Source organism: Geodermatophilus sp. SYSU D00708 (assembly GCF_054050115.1).
Window position 1 is genome coordinate 1 of record NZ_JBJGYS010000004.1, and the last position, 17,548, is coordinate 17,548.

Annotated in this window: 13 protein-coding genes and 1 riboswitch; of the genes, 4 read left to right on the forward strand and 9 right to left on the reverse strand. The window is 74.1% G+C overall.

Annotation, left to right across the window (positions count from 1 at the left end):
* The first annotated feature begins 209 nt into the window (after window positions 1-209).
* The gene (locus ACI79D_RS05035) at window positions 210-1,196 is read left to right on the forward strand and encodes a thioredoxin family protein (protein ID WP_456917220.1); all 987 of its coding nucleotides are present in this window, start codon (window positions 210-212) and stop codon (window positions 1,194-1,196) included.
* Between the two features lie 88 nt (window positions 1,197-1,284).
* Entirely contained in the window at window positions 1,285-1,989 is a 705-nt protein-coding gene (locus ACI79D_RS05040; RefSeq protein ID WP_456917221.1) for a hypothetical protein, read from the forward strand.
* Between the two features lie 24 nt (window positions 1,990-2,013).
* Here ACI79D_RS05040 and ACI79D_RS05045 read toward each other — a convergent pair whose 3' ends face one another.
* The 4 genes from ACI79D_RS05045 to ACI79D_RS05060 all read right to left on the reverse strand — a co-directional run bounded on the left by ACI79D_RS05045 (window position 2,014) and on the right by ACI79D_RS05060 (window position 6,389).
* A complete protein-coding gene (locus ACI79D_RS05045; RefSeq protein ID WP_456917222.1) occupies window positions 2,014-3,081 on the reverse strand; it encodes a DNA polymerase domain-containing protein in 1,068 nt (355 codons plus the stop codon).
* 48 nt (window positions 3,082-3,129) lie between these two features.
* Window positions 3,130-4,686, reverse strand: coding sequence for an alpha/beta hydrolase (locus tag ACI79D_RS05050; RefSeq protein WP_456917223.1), 1,557 nt, complete (start codon window positions 4,684-4,686; stop codon window positions 3,130-3,132).
* 180 nt (window positions 4,687-4,866) lie between these two features.
* A complete protein-coding gene (locus ACI79D_RS05055) occupies window positions 4,867-5,940 on the reverse strand; it encodes an ATP-dependent DNA ligase (protein WP_456917224.1) in 1,074 nt (357 codons plus the stop codon).
* 86 nt (window positions 5,941-6,026) lie between these two features.
* Window positions 6,027-6,389, reverse strand: a complete 363-nt coding sequence (locus ACI79D_RS05060) for a peroxiredoxin (protein WP_456917225.1) — start codon at window positions 6,387-6,389, stop codon at window positions 6,027-6,029.
* Window positions 6,390-6,535: 146 nt separating this feature from the next.
* On the opposite strand from ACI79D_RS05060, the gene ACI79D_RS05065 reads away from it, so the two are divergent.
* A complete protein-coding gene (locus ACI79D_RS05065; protein WP_456917226.1) occupies window positions 6,536-6,922 on the forward strand; it encodes a type II toxin-antitoxin system VapC family toxin in 387 nt (128 codons plus the stop codon).
* On the opposite strand, the gene ACI79D_RS05070 is transcribed toward ACI79D_RS05065, so the two are convergent.
* Both ACI79D_RS05070 and treZ read right to left on the reverse strand, forming a co-directional pair.
* Window positions 6,892-7,644 carry a dihydrofolate reductase family protein gene (locus tag ACI79D_RS05070; RefSeq protein WP_456917227.1) on the reverse strand — a complete coding sequence of 251 codons (753 nt, stop codon included), beginning with the start codon at window positions 7,642-7,644 and terminating at the stop codon, window positions 6,892-6,894. The genes ACI79D_RS05065 and ACI79D_RS05070 overlap by 31 nt on opposite strands.
* Window position 7,645: 1 nt before the next feature.
* Window positions 7,646-9,397, reverse strand: a complete 1,752-nt coding sequence (gene treZ, locus ACI79D_RS05075; protein ID WP_456917228.1) for a malto-oligosyltrehalose trehalohydrolase — start codon at window positions 9,395-9,397, stop codon at window positions 7,646-7,648.
* A gap of 122 nt (window positions 9,398-9,519) precedes the next feature.
* Here treZ and ACI79D_RS05080 point away from each other — a divergent pair, with 122 nt between their 5' ends.
* Window positions 9,520-11,928, forward strand: a complete 2,409-nt coding sequence (locus tag ACI79D_RS05080; protein ID WP_456917229.1) for a hypothetical protein — start codon at window positions 9,520-9,522, stop codon at window positions 11,926-11,928.
* A gap of 20 nt (window positions 11,929-11,948) precedes the next feature.
* Here the strand turns inward: ACI79D_RS05080 and ACI79D_RS05085 are convergent, their stop codons facing one another.
* The 3 genes from ACI79D_RS05085 to glgX form a co-directional block, all read right to left on the reverse strand.
* A complete protein-coding gene (locus ACI79D_RS05085) occupies window positions 11,949-12,563 on the reverse strand; it encodes a transglycosylase family protein (protein WP_456917230.1) in 615 nt (204 codons plus the stop codon).
* Window positions 12,564-12,565: 2 nt separating this feature from the next.
* Window positions 12,566-12,708: riboswitch (cyclic di-AMP (ydaO/yuaA leader) on the reverse strand.
* A 318-nt stretch (window positions 12,709-13,026) separates the two neighbouring features.
* Window positions 13,027-15,399 carry a malto-oligosyltrehalose synthase gene (treY, locus tag ACI79D_RS05090; protein WP_456917231.1) on the reverse strand — a complete coding sequence of 791 codons (2,373 nt, stop codon included), beginning with the start codon at window positions 15,397-15,399 and terminating at the stop codon, window positions 13,027-13,029.
* A gap of 2 nt (window positions 15,400-15,401) precedes the next feature.
* Window positions 15,402-17,516, reverse strand: a complete 2,115-nt coding sequence (glgX, locus tag ACI79D_RS05095; RefSeq protein WP_456917232.1) for a glycogen debranching protein GlgX — start codon at window positions 17,514-17,516, stop codon at window positions 15,402-15,404.
* Window positions 17,517-17,548 lie beyond the last annotated feature (32 nt).

A 17,548-nucleotide genomic window follows, 5' to 3' on the forward strand; every position in this document is an offset into this window, starting at 1 on the left:
CGCCCCCGCGCCGCCCCCCCCCCCCCCCCCCCCCCCCCCCCCCCCCCCCCCCCCCCCCCCCCCCCCCCCCCCCCCCCCCCCCCCCCCCCCCCCCCCCCCCCGCCCCAGCACCGGCGATCAGCAGCCCCGCCGAGCCCACGGCTGCTGATCGCCGTCCCCTGGAGAACCGGGGCGTTGCCGCCCGACCCACTGCACGTGAGGTGACCGACATGGCGCTCGCAGGCCTACTGCGCACGGAGAGCCGGATGCCGTCGCTGGACGGTGCGACCGGCTGGCTCAACACGGCGCCGCTGACGGCGGACGGGCTGCGCGGGCGGGTCGTCGTCGTGGACTTCTGGACCTACACCTGCATCAACTGGATCCGCACGCTGCCCTACGTCCGGGCGTGGGCGGAGAAGTACCGGGACCTGGGCCTGGTCGTCCTGGGAGTGCACACACCGGAGTTCACCTTCGAGCGGGACGTGGACAACGTCCGCCGGGCGGTGGAGCGCACGGGGATCACCCATCCGGTCGCGCTCGACAGCGACTACGCCGTCTGGGAGGCGTTCGCCAACCACTACTGGCCGGCGTTGTACTTCGTCGACGCGACGGGGCACATCCGCCACCACCGGTTCGGCGAGGGCGACTTCATGCAGTCGGAGTTGGTCATCCAGCGGTTGCTCGCCGAGTCCGGAGCCGACCTCGTCGACCGGTCGTTCGTCTCGGTCGCCGGCAACGGCGTCGAGGCCGAGGCGGACTGGGACCACCTGGAGTCGGGGGAGACCTATCTCGGCTACGCCCGCACCACCGACTTCTCCTCGCCTTCTGGGCCGGCGCCGGATGCCCTGCGCGCGTACACCCTTCCTGCGCGGTTACGGCTCAACCACTGGGCACTGTCCGGGACCTGGACCGTGGGGAGTGAGGCGAGCGTGGTGCACGAGGCCGGTGGGCGGATCGCCTACCGCTTCTCCGCTCGTGACGTCCACCTCGTCATGGGTCCCGCGACCCGTGACGTCCCGGTGCCCTTCCGGGTGCTGCTCGACGGACGGCCCCCGGGGCGTGCGCACGGCGACGACGTGACCGAGCAGGGCGACGGCCTGGTCCGTGACCAACGGCTGTACCAGCTGATCCGGCAGCCGATGCCCATCGTCGAGCGGCAGTTCGAGATCGAGTTCCTCGAGCCGGGGGCGGAGGCCTACGTCTTCACCTTCGGCTGATCCACGTCGGAGGGAGCGGCTGAGACAGGTCGTCACCCCGGCGCCGACCGTGCGCGGGCTGCGGTCGTACCCACGAGAGGAACGACAGATGTCCCTGAAGAGCAAGGTGTTGGCTGCAGCGGCGGCGCCCATGACGGCCGTCGGCGTGGGCGCGGTGACGACTCTCCCGGCGAGCGCGGCCACCCCGGAGTGCGGCCCGGACTGCATCGCCGTCTTCAGCCCTGAGTTCGGCACGCACGGCGCCCCGCAGTTCGTGGAGGCGGTGCTCGGCGGGGTGGGGACGGTCGGCCAACCGCTGATCCTGCACCGCGCCAGCAGCTCGGACCCGTCCGAGGACTTCCTTCCCCGCCGTGGTCTGGTCTCTGACTTCCACGCAGTCGGCATGGTCTCCGCCGCGGTGGACGATCACTACGGGAGCCTGCGGGCGGCGCAGCTGGAGTACGCGCCCTCCGGCGTCGCCAGCGGCCTCTGCGTGGGCCTGGCCAGGGCCGCGTACGAGAACGAGCCGCTCAGTCTGCAGCCCTGCAGCGTCCCCGAGACGACCGTGTGGATCGTCGACACCGCGGACTCGCCCGCGACCGCGGCCGAGGGGTACTTCCCCTTGGTGAACGGCTCGACGAGGGACTTCACCCACCCGTTCGCGATGACGTACCCGACCGATGCCTTCCCGACCGACGAGCCGACTCCGCAGATCCACGTCCGCCACCTGCGATTCTGCGACGATGTCGGCCCGGACGAGGGCGCCGTGCCCGACCGGCAGCTCTGGGGAACCGACTTCGGCGTCCTCGAGTAGGCAGCCCAGCGCGACCCCGCCGGATCAGCCGTCCGTGCCGGCCGGCCGCTTGGCGCGGCTCGGCTGCACCCGCATCGGCTCGCCTGGCATCTTCGGGTAGTCCGGGGGGTAGGGCAGGTCGCCCAGCCCCTCGTCCTTGGCCTGCCGCTCGGCCAGCTCCAGCAGGGGCTCGATGCCGAAGGCGTGGTCGGACAGGCCGGCGTGCTTGTCGCCGACCTCCTTGAACCGGGCCGGCATCGTCAGGACGTCGAAGTCGGTGGGGTGGACGTCGGGCAGCTCGTCCCAGTCCACGGGGGCCGACACCGGGGCGTGCGGCTTGGGCCGGATGGAGTAGGCCGAGGCGATCGTGCGGTCCCGGGCCATCTGGTTGTAGTCGATGAAGATCTTCTCGCCGCGCTCCTCCTTCCACCACGACATGGTCACGCGGTCGGGCAGGCGGCGCTCCAGCTCGCGGCCGAACGCGATGACCGCGCGGCGCACCTCGGGGAAGGTCCAGCGCGGCTGGATCGGCACGTACACGTGCACCCCGCGGCCGCCGGAGGTCTTCGGCCACCCCTGCATGCCGAACTCCGCCAGCAGCTCCCGCACGTGCGGCGCCACCCACGCCGCGTCGGAGAAGTCGGTACCCGGCTGCGGGTCCAGGTCGATGCGGATCTGGTCCGGCGACTCGACGTCGGTCTTCGACACCGGCCACGGGTGGAAGGTGAGCGTGCCGAGGTTGGCGCACCAGGCGACGACGGCGACCGAGTCGGGGGCGATCTCGTCGGCGGTGCGCCCGCTGGGGAAGGTGATGTGCGCCGTCGGCACCCAGTCGGGGGCGTTCTTGGGGACCCGCTTCTGGTAGAAGGCGTCGCCGGTGTTGTCCACGCGCGTGGAGATCCGGGCGCCCTCGAACACCCCGCCGGGCCAGCGCTCGAGCGTCGTCGGGCGGTCCCTCAGCGCGTGGAGGATGCCGCCGCCGACGGAGATGAAGTACTCGACGACGTCGATCTTGCGGATGCCGCGCTCGGCGAAGTACGGCTTCTCCGGGTTGGAGACCCGCACCTCGTGCCCGTCCACCTGCAGGACGACGGCGTCCTTCGCCGCGGCCATCACCGCACCACCCGGGGGCTCGTCTTCACCCGGCGCACCCTAGGGGGCTCAGGCCGGGCACGTCAGGCCGTCCTGCGGAACCGTCAGGTCGATGAGGTACGCATCCACCGCCTGGGTGACACAGTCGGTCTTCGGGTACGAGGTGTGCCCCTGGCCCTGCCAGGTCAGCAGGACGCCGGAGGTGAGGTCCTCGGCCATGTCCTGGGCGCCGGGCAGCGGCGTCACCGGGTCGCCGGAGTTGCCCACCACGAGGATCGGCGCACTGCCCTCGGCGTCGCGGTCGGGCACCGGGGTGCGCTCGGCGTCCCAGACCGAGCAGGTGTAGAGGCCGGCCGCCGCACCCGCGCCGAACAGCGGGTAGCGCTGGCCCCAGTCGGCGGCGAGCGTGCGGACCTCGTCCTCGGGCACCTGCTGGTCGGTGTCGGTGTCGGCGCAGTTGATCGCCAGGTTGGCGTCGATGAGGTTGGAGTAGGTGCCGTCCTGCAGCCGGCCGTAGTAGGAGTCGGCCAGCGAGAACAGCTGCTGGGAGTCGCCCTTCTGCGCCGCGGCCAGCCCCTGGGCCAGCTGCGGCCACGCGCTGGTCGTGTACAGCGCGGCCTGGATCGCGGTCATCACCACGCCCGGGGTGGCCTGCCGGGTCTCGCCCTGGCGCGCGCTGGGGATCGGGGTCTGCCCGGCCTGGGCCAGCAGGTCGGTGACGAACCTCCGCGGGTCCCCGCCGAGGGGGCACCCGGCGACCAGCCCGGTGCAGTTGGCGGCGAAGGCGTCGAACCCGGCCTCGAAGCCGGCAGCGCTGGCCTCGGCGTCCGCCCGCGGATCGGTGTCGGGGTCGACGGCGGCGTCCAGGACCATCGCGCGGACCCGGTCGGGGAAGAGCTCGGCGTAGGTGGAGCCGAGCGTGGTGCCGTAGGAGTAGCCGAGGAAGGTCAGCTGCTCGTCACCCAGGGACTGGCGGAGCAGGTCCATGTCCCGCGCGGTGTCCACGGTGGTGAAGGTGCCCAGCGCGTCGCCGTACTCCTGCTCGCAGCCGTCGGCGGCCTCGTCGGCCAGCGCGAACACCGCGTCGAGCTGCTCGGCGCTGACCGGGCGCGGCTCGGCGGCCACGATCCGGTCCTTCAGCTCGCCGGGGATGCACTCCACCGGCGTGGACAGCCCCACCCCGCGCGGGTCGAAGCCGACCAGGTCGAAGCGGCGCAGCACGTCCTCCGGCATGGTCAGCGCCCGCCCGATCGCCGCGTCGGAGCCGGACGCGCCCGGGCCGCCCGGGTTCATCACCAGCGAGCCGATCCGGTCGGTCTGGCCGGCCAGCCGTGCCCGCACCAGGAAGATCGGCATCGTCGCGCCCTGCGGCTCGTCGTAGCTGATCGGCACCTCGGTGCGGCCGCACTCGAACAGGATGTCCCGCTCGCTGCCGGGGCTGCCGGCGATCAGGCCCGAGATCTGCTCGTCGCAGTCGGACCAGGCGATGTCCTGCGCCTCCGGTTCGGCCGGGGTCGTGGGGGACGGCGAGGGGTCCGCGGACGTCGAGTCGGAGAACGAGGTGCAGCCGGAGACGGCCAGGAGCACTCCGGAGACGGCGGCGACCAGGCCGGGGGACAGGCGCATGATCACGAGCCTATGGGCCTTCCGGCGAGCCCGCAGAGACGGCCGTCGGACGGCGATGTGCCTTGGACGACACCCGACCCACCTGCCCCCGGGGCACCCGGTGCACGGATCGGCAGGTCCGCCTACGGAACCGGCCGATCCGCGCACACCGTCGGCGCCGGGACCGGCCGCCCCGCGCCGTCAGCCGGCGAGGACCTCGGCGAGGTCGTAGCGCACCGGCACCTCCAGCTGCTCGTAGGTGCAGCTGCGCGGCTCCCGGTCGTGCCGCCAGCGCAGGAACTGCCCGGTGTGCCGCAGCCGGCGGCCCTCCAGCTGGTCGTACTTGATCTCGACGACGAGCTCCGGGCGCAGCGGCACCCAGGAGAGGTCCTTGCCGGCGTTCCACCGGCTCTGCGCCCCGGGCATGCGGTCCCCGTTCCCGTTGCCCGTGTCGGCGTTGGCCCAGTCCTGCCAGGGGTGCCCCTCGAGGGCGTCGGCGCGGTAGGGCGCCAGCTCCTCGACCAGCTCCGCCCGCCGGGCCATGGGGAAGGACGCCGCCACGCCGATGGACTGCAGGGTGCCGGCGTCGTCGTAGAGACCCAGCAGCAGCGAGCCGACGATCGGCCCGCTCTTGTGCCACCGGAAGCCGGCCACCACGCAGTCGGCGGTCCGCACGTGCTTGACCTTGGTCATCAGCCGCTGGTCGGGGCCGTAGGGCAGGTCGCCCGGCTTGGCGACGACACCGTCCAGCCCGGCGCCCTCGAACTCCTGGAACCAGCGCTGGGCGGTGGCGGCGTCCTGGGTGATCGCGGTGACGCGCACCGACTCGCTGCCGGCGCCGATCACCTCGCGCAGCCGCGCCTGGCGCTCGGCGAACGGCGTCTCCATCAGCGACTCGTCGCCGACCGCGAGCAGGTCGAAGGCGACGAAGGACGCCGGGGTCTGCTCGGCGAGCAGGTCCACCCGCGACTTCGCGGGGTGGATCCGCTGCAGCAGCGCCTCGAAGTGCAGCCGGTCGCCCTGCGGCACGATGATCTCGCCGTCCACCACGCACTTGTCCGGCAGCGCGGCCTTCACCGCGGCCACGACCTCCGGGAAGTACCGGGTCAGGGGGCGCTCGTTGCGGCTGCCCAGCTCCACCTCGTCGCCGTCACGGAAGACGATGCAGCGGAAGCCGTCCCACTTGGGCTCGTAGTACATGCCCTCGGCGGTGGGCACCTTGGTCACGGCCTTGGCCAGCATCGGCTTGACGGGCGGGAGAACGGGCAGCTCCATGCGCGCAGTCAAGCAGCCGGAGCCCACGCCGGCAGCCGCCCGGGCCGAGGACGACCCGGACGGGTGCCGGACGCCGGCCGCTCGCGTCAGTAGCTGAAGGTGGTGGCCCCCTCGTCGCCGATCCACTCCCACAGCGGCACGGTCCCGGCGAGCTCGGCGCCCTTGATGAGCGCGCCCTGGTCCAGCCCCTTGGCGTTGAAGCAGATGGGGCAGACGAACCACCGCCCGCCCGCGGCGGCGTAGCGCTCGACCAGGCTCGGCAGCGGGGGACACCCCTCGCAGGCGGTGCCCGTGGCGACGCCGTCGATCGCGAGCCGCACGGCCTCCTTCGCGAGGAACACCACCGTCGGGCGACCCGACTCCGCCGCACCCACCGCCATCAGCAGAGCCACGGTGACCTTCTCGGGGTCCTCGAGGCCGGTGCTGAGGCTCACCACTGCCTTGCCCATGTCGTTCCTCCCGGTCGCGGAACCGGACCGGCGTGGTCCGGTTGCGGCGACGCTAGGAGAGCGGAGGAGGCCCGGCCGAGGTCGGAAGTCCCGAGCTCGGGGTGTCGACCGCCCGGGTGGCGTCGCGCGGGTCGGGGCGAGGCCGGGTGAGGGCCCTCCTCGACACCCACGTGCTCGTGTGGGCCGCGACGACCCCCGAGAGACTCGGGGCGGCGGAGCGCCTCCTCGCGGACGCCGACCGTCGGCTGGTGTCGGCCGTGAGCATCTGGGAGCTGGCGATCAAGCAGCACCTGCGCAGGCTCTCGCTCGGGTCCGACGTCCGGACGTGGTCCCGCCGCGCCAAAACCGAGTTGGCGCTCGACCACCTGCCGGTCACGGCGGACCACGCCGCGGCGGTCGAGACGCTGCCCGACGTGCACCGGGACCCGTTCGACCGGCTGCTCGTCGCCCAGGCCGTCGCCGAGGGTGCCGTCCTCCTGACCGCCGACGAGCGGCTCCTCGGCTACGGGGACGTGGTGCGGCTCGTGGGCTGAGGGGTCACCCCGTACCGGGTGAACAGGACGCCGTCCTCCTCGAGGACCTGCCGCAGCTCCAGCCGCACGGCGTCGGGGAGCGGGCCGGGCAGCAGGTGCGGCTCGCCGGCGCCCACGAGGGCCGGGGCCACGGTGAGGTCCAGCTCGTCGACCACCCCGGCGGCCAGCGCGGAGGACAGCAGCGCCGGGCCGCCCTCGCAGAGCACCTGCTCCAGTCCGCGCCCGGCCAGCTCGTCGAGCGCCCGCGGCAGGTCCACGTCGTCCTCCCCGCAGACCAGCACGGTCACCCCCGCGTCGGCCAGCGCGGCGCGGCGGGCGGGATCGGCGGCCGCGCAGGTGACCAGCAGCGTGGACGGCACCGCCAGCCGGTCGCCCGGGGCCAGCGACGCCCGCCGCGAGACGACGGCGATCGGCGCGGACGCGGGCCGCCCGAGCGCGGTCCGCAACGCCGTGACCGCGGGGTCCGCGGCGACCGGCCGGTAGCCCTCGGTCGCGGCCGTCCCGGCACCGACCAGCACCACGTCGGCCAGGGCCCGCAGCGTCCGGAACACCCGCTTGTCGCCGGGCGAGCCCAGGCCCGCGCTGCGCCCGCCGACGGTGATCGCGCCGTCCAGCGAGGCCACGAAGTCGACCCGCAGCGACCGCCCGGCCGGCAGCCGGTAGGCCTCGGCCAGGGCGGCGTCGTCGAGGTCCTCCGCCGGCCCGGGGACCAGCCGGCGCACGTCAGGCGGTGGTGAGCACGGCCGCGCTCTCCGGCGGCAGCGTCACCGTCGCGCCGTCCAGGTGGGGGACCTCACCGGTGGCGAAGAGGACGTCGACCGCGGGGCGGTCGAGGGTGATCTCCCGGGGCTCGCCGGCGAGGTTGGCGGCGATGCGCAGGGAGCCGCGGTGCAGGACCAGCCAGCGGTCGGCGTCGTCCCAGCTGACCTCGACCCGCGACAGGTCGGGGTCGACGAGGTCCGGGTGGGCGCGGCGCAGCGCCAGCAGGGCCCGGTGGACGGCGAGCAGGCGGGCGTGCGGCTCCCGCTCCGGCTCGGACCAGTCGAGTGTGGATCGGGTGAACGTCTCCGGGTCCTGCGGGTCGGGCACGACCTCGGCGTCCCACCCGTGCTCGGCGAACTCCCCGATCCGGCCCTCCGCCGTGGCCTTGCCCAGCTCCGGCTCGGGGTGGCTGGTGAAGAACTGCCACGGGGTGCCGGCGCCCCACTCCTCGCCCATGAACAGCATCGGGGTGAACGGACTGGTGAGGACGATGGTGGCCCCGACGGCGAGCAGCCCGGGGGAGAGGGACGCCGAGATGCGGTCACCGACGGCCCGGTTGCCGATCTGGTCGTGGTCCTGCAGGTAGCCGAGGAACTTCCAGCCGGGCAGCAGCGCGGTGTCGACCGGCCGGCCGTGGTGCCGGCGGCGGAAGCTGGACCACGCGCCGTCGTGGAAGTAGGCGCCGGTCAGCGTCTTGGCCAGGCCGGCCAGCCCCGCGGCGGCGAAGTCGGCGTAGTAGCCCTGCCCCTCGCCGGTCAGCGTCGCGTGCAGCGCGTGGTGGAAGTCGTCGCTCCACTGCGCGGTCAGCCCCATGCCGCCGGCGACCCGCGGGGTGACCAGGCGGGGGTCGTTGAGGTCGCTCTCGGCGATCAGCGTCAGCGGCCGGCCCTCGGCGACCGAGAGCCGGTCCACCTCCTGCGCCATCTCCTCGAGCACGTGGGTGGCCCGCTCGTCGACCAGCGCGTGGACGGCGTCCAGCCGCAGCCCGTCGACGTGCATGTCGCGCAGCCACATCAGCGCGTTGTCGATGACGTAGCGCCGCACCTCGTCGGAGTCCGGCCCCGACAGGTTGATCGAGTTGCCCCACGTGTTCGCACCCTCGCTGAAGATCGGCATGAACAGCGGCAGGTAGTTCCCCGACGGCCCGAGGTGGTTGTAGACGACGTCCTGGATCACCGCGAGGCCCCGCTGGTGGCAGGCGTCGACGAAGCGCTGGTAGGCGGCCGGGCCGCCGTACTCCTCCTGCACCGTGTACCAGAGGACGCCGTCGTAGCCCCAGTTGTGGGTGCCGTTGAAGCCGTTGACCGGCAGCAGCTCGACGAAGTCGACGCCGAGCTCCACCAGGTGGTCCAGCCGGGCGATCGCGGCGTCGAGCGTGCCCTCCGGCGTGAACGTGCCGACGTGCATCTCGTAGACGACGCCGCCGGCCAGGGGCCGCCCGGTCCAGGCCGAGTCGACCCATCGGTAGGCCGACGGGTCGAACCGGCGAGAGGGCCCGTGCACGCCCTGCGGCTGGCGCCGCGAGCGCGGGTCCGGGTAGACCTTCTCGTCGTCGTCGAGCAGGAACCCGTAGTCGGCCTCCGGCCCGGCCTCGACCTCGGCGCGCCACCAGCCGCCGTCGTCCCGGCGCATCTCGTGCACCGTGCCGTCGACCTGGAGCCGGACCCGCTTCGGCACCGGTGCCCAGACGGAGAACTCGACGGGTGCAGACATACGGGGACCTCCGGGGAGCGCACGGATCTGCCTTCCCCTCGTGGGGAGGCAGGTCCAGCATTCCCGCCAACCCGGCGGTCAACCGCGGAACGTCCACCGGTGCGCCGGGCTGGGGGACCGCCATGGCGACGTGGGTGGAGCTGCGCGTGCACGGCGTCAGTGGAACGCCGGAGAGCGAGATGCTCGAGACCGACCACTTCGCGGCCACCGGAGGCGACGGCTCCGTGGCGCACGTGCGCCGGACCGGGCCCGACCACACCCCGCTGCCACCGGAGGACGACGGGCGGGTGCTCGAGGCCTTCCACTGGGGGCGCCTGACCTCTGGTTCCCGCTGGCGGGCGCTCTGGCTGGTGCTCGTCCCGTTCGGCATCGTCAACGCGGCGCAGTTCATGCTCCCGGCGGCGCAGGGGCGGGCCGGGCGGATCGCCCGGGCGCTGGTGGGCGGTGTCCTGCGGGTCCTGGGCCTCCTGCTGACCCTCGTGTTCGTCCTGTCGGTGGTCATCGGCGTCGTCGACCTCCTGGCCTGGCAGGCGCTGGGGCAGCGGGCCGACCTCCCGCTCGGGGGCGGGCGCCCCGAGCCGGTCGTCCTCGGCCTCGCCGGAACCGCCGTCGTGGTCCTCGTGCTCTCCCGTCTGGGCACCGACCGTGCCGCACCTGCGGCGCCGGACAGTCCGTTCGCCGACCCGGGCCGGCACCAGCGCACCCGCGGGCCGCGACCGGGGTTCTCCTCACCGGACTTCTTCCGCGGCGACCCCGACGCCCCGGTCCTGCGGCGGCTGCACGTGGCCGCCGCGCTCGCGCTCCTGGCCTGTTTCGGGTTCGCGGCGGCAGGGGCGGTGGCGTGGGCGCGGTGGTCGACCGGCGTGCTCGCCGTCGCCGTGGCACTGGTCGCGCTGCTCGGTGACGCGCCGGGCGCCAGCCGCACGGAGCTGGACGTCGCCGGCAGTGCGTGGGGACGCGTCGCCCGCTGGCTGAGCCTGCTGGTGCTGGCCGCCTCGGGCGTGCTCCTCGTGGCCGGCGGGGTCACCGTCTCGCGGTCCGGCCCGACGTCGGCCGCGTCCGGCGGGTCCCTGCCCTGGGCGGACGGCGCGACCGCCGGCCTCTCCGCCGCCGTCCTGCTCGCCCTGGCCTGCCTCGCCGGCACCGTGCTGGTCCTGGCCGCCCTGACGCCCGAGGACCCGGCGACCCCGGCCCGGCTGCGGCGACTGGCACGCGGCTGGGCCGGCGGGCTGGCCGCGACCGTGGGCTCCTTCCTCGCCATCGGCCTGGCGGCCGGGACGGCGTACCTGGCGCAGGTCGCGTTGAACGCGGTGCTGCAGGCGGGGGTGGAGGTCCCGACGTACCTGCAGCGGATCGCCTACGGCTGGGGCGTGGCGGTGGCGCTCCTGGTCGTCGTCGGCGTGCTCGCGTGGTCCCGCCGCGCCTCCGCCGCCCGGCGACGCCGCGGCGTCGTGGTGGCCATGTACACCCCCGACGGCGCCGACCGCCCGCGCCTGTCGGACGCCGGGCTCGAGCGGGTGGCACGCGCGGTGTCCGCCGCCCGGGTGAAGAACGCCCTCGCGCCGGCGTTCGTCGTCGCGGCCGTCGTCGCGTGGGCCCTGTCGCTCGCCGCCGTCGCCGAGCAGGTGCGGGGCGGGTGCGACCGTGCCGCGTGCGCTCCCGGGGACCTGCCTCCACCGTGGGGCTGGGCCAGCGCGGTCACCGCTGACGGGCCCTGGGCGCGGGGGCTGGTCGGCCTCGGCTCCGGCGTCCTGTTCCTGTTCGCCGTCGCGGTCGCCGTCCTGGGGTCCCGCGCGTTCGGGTCCGCGCCGGAGGGCGCGCAGTGGCGGCGCAGGGTCAACGTCGTCTGGGACGTGATCGCGTTCTGGCCCCGGGCAGCGCACCCGTTCGTGCCCGCGGCGTACTCCCAGGTGGCGGTCCCGGCGCTGGTCGACCGCATCGAGTGGCTGCTCTCCGAGGAGGGGGACGCCGAGCAGGTGGTCGTGGCCGCGCACAGCCAGGGGAGCCTGATCGGCCTGGCCGCGCTGCGCTCGATCGCTCCGGAGCTCTACCCGAGGGTCGGCTTGGTGACCTTCGGCTCCCAGTTGCGCATGCAGTTCTGCCGCGCGTTCCCCGCGCACGTCGGCCCGGACGTGCTCCGCTGGCTGAGCGACACCTGGGGGGAGCGGTGGGTGAGCCTGTTCCGCGAGACCGACCCGGTCGCCGGGCCGGTCCGGAGCTGGGAGCGGACGCCGGAGCCCGGACCGCTGCGGTCACGTCGGCTCTGGGACGAGGGGCCGGAGGACGACTGGCGCGATCCCCGCACCCTGCGCCGGGTCTGCGGCGGCGAGTGGCGCCTGCTCGACCCGGTGGCCTCGGACCCGACCAACCAGTCCGCGCCGGAGCCGCCGCTGTACGCACACAGCCGCTACTGGGCCGACCCGGACTGGCCGCTGGCGGTCGGCGTCGCCCGGGGCGTGGCCGCGGCTCGACCTCCGCTGCCGGTGCGCGGCGCCGGCCAGGTCACGGGGGGCCGGCCCGGCCCCCCGTGACCTGCGCGCGGACGGCGGGCTCAGACGACCAGCGACTGGCCCACGCGGATCAGGTCGGGGTCGGCCACCCGATCGCGGTTCTGCGCGTACAGCTCGCGCCAGCCCATGCCGTGCTGGGCGGCGATGGTGCCGAGCGTGTCCCCGGCCCGGACGACGTAGCTCCCGGACGCCGCCCGGTCGGCACGCGACGCCCGCTCCGGTGCCGCCGCCTGCGCCGGCGCGGCCGCCTGCGCCGGCGCGGCCGCCTGCGCCGGCGCGGCCGCCTGCGCCGACGAGCCGCCGGTCAGGTACCGGCCGCAGTTCGGCCAGGCGCCGATGCCCTGCCCGTCGAGGGTGCGCTCGGCGACCACGATCTGCTGCGCCTTGCTGGCCAGGTGGGCGTTGGACGCGAACTCCCGGCCCCCGTAGGCGGCCCAGGTGCTCGCGCTGAACTGCAGCCCGCCGTAGTAGCCGTTGCCGGTGTTGATGTGCCAGTTCCCGCTGGACTCGCACTGCGCGACGCCGTCCCAGTTGTGCTCCGCGGCCGAGGCGGATCCGGGGAGGGCGAGGGCGGAGACGGCGGCCGCGCCGGCGAGGACGACGGCGCCGCGGCGCAGGGCGCGAGAGGGCGTGCGGGATCGGTCGTGCTGAGGCATGGAGGTCCTCCGATCGACCGCCGGCGGGGTTAGCTGTCGGGTTCGGGCGATCGGTGCCCGGCCGCGGAACGCGGCTTCACCCCCAGGCGCGTGCAGCGCCGTAGGTGGGTCCCCCACCCCCGTCCACGGTTGGTGCAGAGTCGGACGCCGTCGGACGGGGTTGGGCGGGACGGCGCCGTGCCCGGCCGGACAGCCGGAGCACCCGCGGGACGCTAGGAGCGGACGTCCCGGTCCGCGCGCGGGCACCGGCGTGCCGCCCCGGCGTGGCGCGACAGGCCGGGCCGGGGGCGGCGCACCGCCCCCGGCCGACGACTCTCCGTCGTGAGTCCGGTGACGTCGTTGAAGGCCCCTCTGCAGGGTCCCGCCACGAGCCTGGTGACGCGCCGGAGCGGCCACCCTCCATGGCCCCTCTGCAGGGTCCCGCCCCGAGCTTGCGAGTGGCGGGGGGCAGAGGGGTCCTTCGTCAGTCTCGGACGAGGAGCGCGACCGGCAGCCGCTCCAGCGCCGCGCCGACGGGCAGCCCGGCCGCGTCCGAGACGTGCCGGCCGCCGGTGAGCAGGTCCCGCCAGGCGCCGTTCGGCAGCTGCAGCGCGGTGTCGCCCCAGCCGCCGGCCGCGGCCAGGCCGGCGGGGAGCCGGGTCGCGACGGTCACCACGCCGTCCTGCTCCCCGGACCCCCGGTCGAAGGCGACGACGTGCCCGGCGGCGGACCCGGTGGCCTCGACCGGCTCGTACCCGGCGAACCACTCCGGGTGCTCGCGGCGGGCGCGCAGCGTCCGGGAGACCACGAGCAGCTTCGCCGCGCCCTCGTCGTCCACCGGCGGCACCCAGCCCTCGTCGAGCCGGGCCAGCAGCCGGCGGCGCAGGTCGTAGTCGACCGGACGGCGGTTGTCCGGGTCGACCAGGGAGAGGTCCCACAGCTCGGTGCCCTGGTAGACGTCCGGGACGCCGGGCATGGTCAGCTGCAGGAGCTTCTGCGACAGCGAGTTCGACCGGCCGAGCGGCGCGATGCGGGCGACCACCTCCTCGATCTCGGCCTGCGTCGCCCGGTCGTCGTACGCGGCGTCGACCAGCGCGTGCAGCTGCGCCTCGAACTCCTCGTCCGGATCGGTCCAGGTCGTCGACGTCCCGGCCTCGCGCGCCGCCTTCTCCGCGTAGGCGTGCGCCCGCTCCCTGGACAGCGGCCACGCGCCGACCAGGTTCTGCCACACCAGGTGCGCCATCGGCCGGTCGGCGAGCGGGTGCAGGTCGAGCAGCCGGCGCACCAGCCGCGCCCACTCGGTGGGCAGCTCGGCGAGCACCGCCAGCCGCGCCCGCACGTCCTCGCTGCGCTTGGTGTCGTGCGTCGACAGGGTCGTCATCGACGCCGGCTTGCGCTCCAGCCGCCGCCGCTGCGCCTCGTGGAACTCCGCGACCGTGCTGCCGAAGCGGGCCGGGTCGCCGCCCACCTCGTTGAGCGCGACGAATCGGGCCCAGCGGTAGTAGGCGCTGTCCTCCACGCCCTTGGCCATGACCGGGCCGCTGGTCTGCTCGAAGCGGGTGGCCGCCTCGGTGCCGGCCTGCGCCAGCACCGGGTACAGCGCGTCGACCGCACCGGCCAGGTCGGGACGGCGCTCCCGGACCGCGGTCACCGTCGCGGCCAGGTGCTCCCGGCCGTCGGGCAGGTAGGTGCGGTAGACCGGGAAGCTCGCCAGCAGCTCGGCGAGGGCCTCGGTCTGCTGCTCCCGCGAGATGCCGGGCAGCTCGCCGATCACCCGCACCAGGCGGGCCACCTCCGAGCCGAGCATCCCGTCGGTGACCTCGCGCTTGCAGCCGTGCACCAGCTCGCCGTAGTCGACCGCCCGGCCGGACAGCTCGGTGTCCAGCGCGGTGAGCGCCGCCTCGCCGGCCGGGTCCACCAGCACGTCGTCGACCTCGGCGAGCGCGTCGTAGCCCGTCGTCCCCGCGGTCGCCCAGCTCTCCGGCAGGTCCTCGCCGGGCTCGAGGATCTTCTCGACCACCGTCCACCGGTTGCCGGACGCCTCGGCCAGCCGGTCCAGGTACCCCTTGGGGTCGGCCAGCCCGTCCGGGTGGTCGATCCGCAGGCCGTCGACCGCACCGGCCGCCACCAGCTCCAGGACCAGCCGGTGGGTGGCCTCGAAGACCGCCGGGTCCTCGGCGCGCAGGCCGGCGAGGGTGTTGATCGCGAAGAACCGCCGGTAGTTGAGGTCGGTGTCGGCCCGCCGCCAGTCGACCAGCTCGTAGTGCTGGCGGGCGTGCACCTCCTGCGGGGTGCCCTCGCCGGTCCCGGGGGCCACCGGGAAGCGGTTGTCGTAGTACCGCAGCTCCGGACCGTCGGGGGTGTCGACGACCTCGAGCTTCTCGACGTCGTCCGCCGACCCCAGGACCGGGATCCGCACCTTCCCGCCGCCGAAGTCCCAGTCGATGTCGAACGCCGCGGCGTGCGCGCTGTCCCGGCCGTGCCGCAGCACGTCCCACCACCAGGGGGCCTCCGCCGGGTCGGCCACGCCCATGTGGTTGGGCACCAGGTCCAGCACCAGGCCCAGGCCGCGCTCGTGCAGGGCGGCGACCAGCCGGTCGAACCCCGCCCGACCGCCGCGCGACTCGTCGACGTGCGCGTGGTCGACCGTGTCGTAGCCGTGGGTGCTGCCCGCGGCGGCCCGCAGCAGCGGCGACGTGTAGGCGTGGCTCACCCCGAGGTCGGCCAGGTAGTCCGTCACCGCCGCGGCGTCGTCGAGCGGGAAGTCGGCGGTGACCTGCAGCCGGTAGGTCGCCGTCGGCACGTCGCGGCGGCGCTCCTCGCTCAGCGGCTCGCCCCCCGGGGTCGGCTCGCCCACGATCACGCCCGCCGCGCCGCGCTCAGCACGACCATGGACCGGTCCTGCACGGTGATCGTCTCGCCCGGCTTGAGCTCGCGCGGCTCGACGTCGCCCAGCTCGGCGGTGTCGAGGCGGACGGTCCAGGACTGCGCGTACTCCTCCGACGGCAGGCAGAAGTCCATCGGCTCGTGCGAGGCGTTGAAGGCCAGGTAGAAGTGGTCGTCGACGACGTCCTCGCCGCGCTCGTCGGTCTCGCGGATGCCGTGCCCGTTGAGGTACATGGCGATCGACTTGCTGAAGCCGGCGTCCCAGTCGTCCTCGGTCATGAGGTCGCCGGCGGGGGTCAGCCAGGCGACGTCCTGCACCGGGGCCCCCGCCTCCCGGCGCACCGGCCGGCCGTGGAAGAACCGGCGGCGGCGGAACGTCGGGTGCTCGGTCCGGATGCGGGTCGCCAGCTTGGTGAAGTCCAGCAGGCCCTCGTCCACGTCGTCCCAGTGGATCCAGGTCAGCGGCGAGTCCTGGCAGTAGCCGTTGTTGTTGCCCTCCTGCGTGCGGCCGAGCTCGTCGCCGTGCAGCAGCATCGGCACGCCCTGGCTGAGCATCAGCGTGGCGATGAAGTTGCGCCGCTGCCGCGCCCGGAGGGCGAGCACCTTCTTGTCGACGGTCGGGCCCTCGACCCCGCAGTTCCAGCTGCGGTTGTGGCTCTCGCCGTCGTTGTTGCCCTCGCCGTTGGCCTCGTTGTGCTTCTCGTTGTACGAGACCAGGTCGTTGAGGGTGAACCCGTCGTGGGCGGTGACGAAGTTGATGCTGGCCACCGGCCGGCGGCCGGAGTGCTGGTAGAGGTCCGAGGACCCGGTGATCCGGCTGGCGAACTCCCCGATGGTCGCCGGCTCCCCGCGCCAGAAGTCGCGGACGGTGTCGCGGTACTTGCCGTTCCACTCGGTCCACAGGGCGGGGAAGTTGCCGACCTGGTAGCCGCCCTCGCCGACGTCCCACGGCTCGGCGATCAGCTTCACCTGGCTGACCACCGGGTCCTGGTGCACCAGGTCGAAGAAGGCCGACAGCCGGTCGACGGCGTGCAGCTCGCGGGCCAGCGTCGAGGCGAGGTCGAACCGGAACCCGTCGACGTGCATCTCGGTGACCCAGTAGCGGAGCGAGTCCATGATCAGCTGCAGCGCCTGGGGGGTGCGGGCGTTGAGCGAGTTCCCGGTGCCCGTGTAGTCCATGTAGTACTGCGGGTCGTCCTCGACCAGGCGGTAGTAGGCCCGGTTGTCGATCCCCTTGAACGACAGCGTGGGGCCCAGGTGGTTGCCCTCGGCCGTGTGGTTGTAGACCACGTCGAGGATGACCTCGATCCCCGCCTCGTGCAGGGTCCGCACCATCCCCTTGAACTCCTGCACCTGCATGCCGTTGTCGGTGTTGCTGGCGTACTCGCTGTGCGGGGCGAAGAAGCCGATCGTGTTGTAGCCCCAGTAGTTGCGCAGGCCCTTCTGCTGGAGGGTGTCGTCCTGCACGAACTGGTGCACCGGCATGAGCTCGATCGCCGTGACGCCGAGGCCCTGCAGGTGCCCGATGACGGCCGGGTGGGCGATGCCGGCGTAGGTGCCGCGCAGCTCCTCGGGCACGTCCGGGTGGGTCATCGTCAGGCCCTTGACGTGGGCCTCGTAGATGACGGACTTGTGGTACGGCGTCTTCGGCGGCCGGTCAACGCCCCAGTCGAAGTACGGGTTGACGACGACGGACTTCGGCATGTGCACCGCCGAGTCCTCGTCGTTGCGCTCGCCGCTGTCGAAGTCGTAGCCGAACACCGACGGGTCCCAGTCCACCTGGCCGTCGATGGCCTTGGCGTACGGGTCCAGCAGCAGCTTGTTGGGGTTGCAGCGCAGCCCCTGCGACGGGTCGTACGGCCCGTGGATCCGGTAGCCGTAGCGCTGCCCCGGCTGGATGCCGGGCAAGAACGCGTGCCAGACGTATCCGTCCATCTCCGGCAACCGGATGCGGGTCTCGGTGCCGGCGTCGTCGAACAGGCACAGCTCGACCTTCTCGGCCACCTCGCTGAAGATCGCGAAGTTGGTGCCGGTGCCGTCGAACGTGGCGCCGAGGGGGTAGGCGGCGCCGGGCCACACCTGGTTCATCAACGAGGTCCTCCTGCGTGGGTCCCCGGGGA

Excerpts from the sequence above, each read along its gene's own strand:
- ACI79D_RS05080 (WP_456917229.1), top strand. The coding sequence starts at position 9,520 with ATGGCGACGTGGGTGGAGCTGCGCGTGCACGGCGTCAGTGGAACGCCG.
- ACI79D_RS05055 (WP_456917224.1), bottom strand. The coding sequence starts at position 5,940 with ATGGAGCTGCCCGTTCTCCCGCCCGTCAAGCCGATGCTGGCCAAGGCC.
- glgX (WP_456917232.1), bottom strand. The coding sequence starts at position 17,516 with ATGAACCAGGTGTGGCCCGGCGCCGCCTACCCCCTCGGCGCCACGTTC.
- ACI79D_RS05045 (WP_456917222.1), bottom strand. The coding sequence starts at position 3,081 with ATGGCCGCGGCGAAGGACGCCGTCGTCCTGCAGGTGGACGGGCACGAG.
- ACI79D_RS05050 (WP_456917223.1), bottom strand. The coding sequence starts at position 4,686 with ATGCGCCTGTCCCCCGGCCTGGTCGCCGCCGTCTCCGGAGTGCTCCTG.
- ACI79D_RS05035 (WP_456917220.1), top strand. The coding sequence starts at position 210 with ATGGCGCTCGCAGGCCTACTGCGCACGGAGAGCCGGATGCCGTCGCTG.
- ACI79D_RS05040 (WP_456917221.1), top strand. The coding sequence starts at position 1,285 with ATGTCCCTGAAGAGCAAGGTGTTGGCTGCAGCGGCGGCGCCCATGACG.
- ACI79D_RS05060 (WP_456917225.1), bottom strand. The coding sequence starts at position 6,389 with ATGGGCAAGGCAGTGGTGAGCCTCAGCACCGGCCTCGAGGACCCCGAG.
- ACI79D_RS05085 (WP_456917230.1), bottom strand. The coding sequence starts at position 12,563 with ATGCCTCAGCACGACCGATCCCGCACGCCCTCTCGCGCCCTGCGCCGC.
- treZ (WP_456917228.1), bottom strand. The coding sequence starts at position 9,397 with ATGTCTGCACCCGTCGAGTTCTCCGTCTGGGCACCGGTGCCGAAGCGG.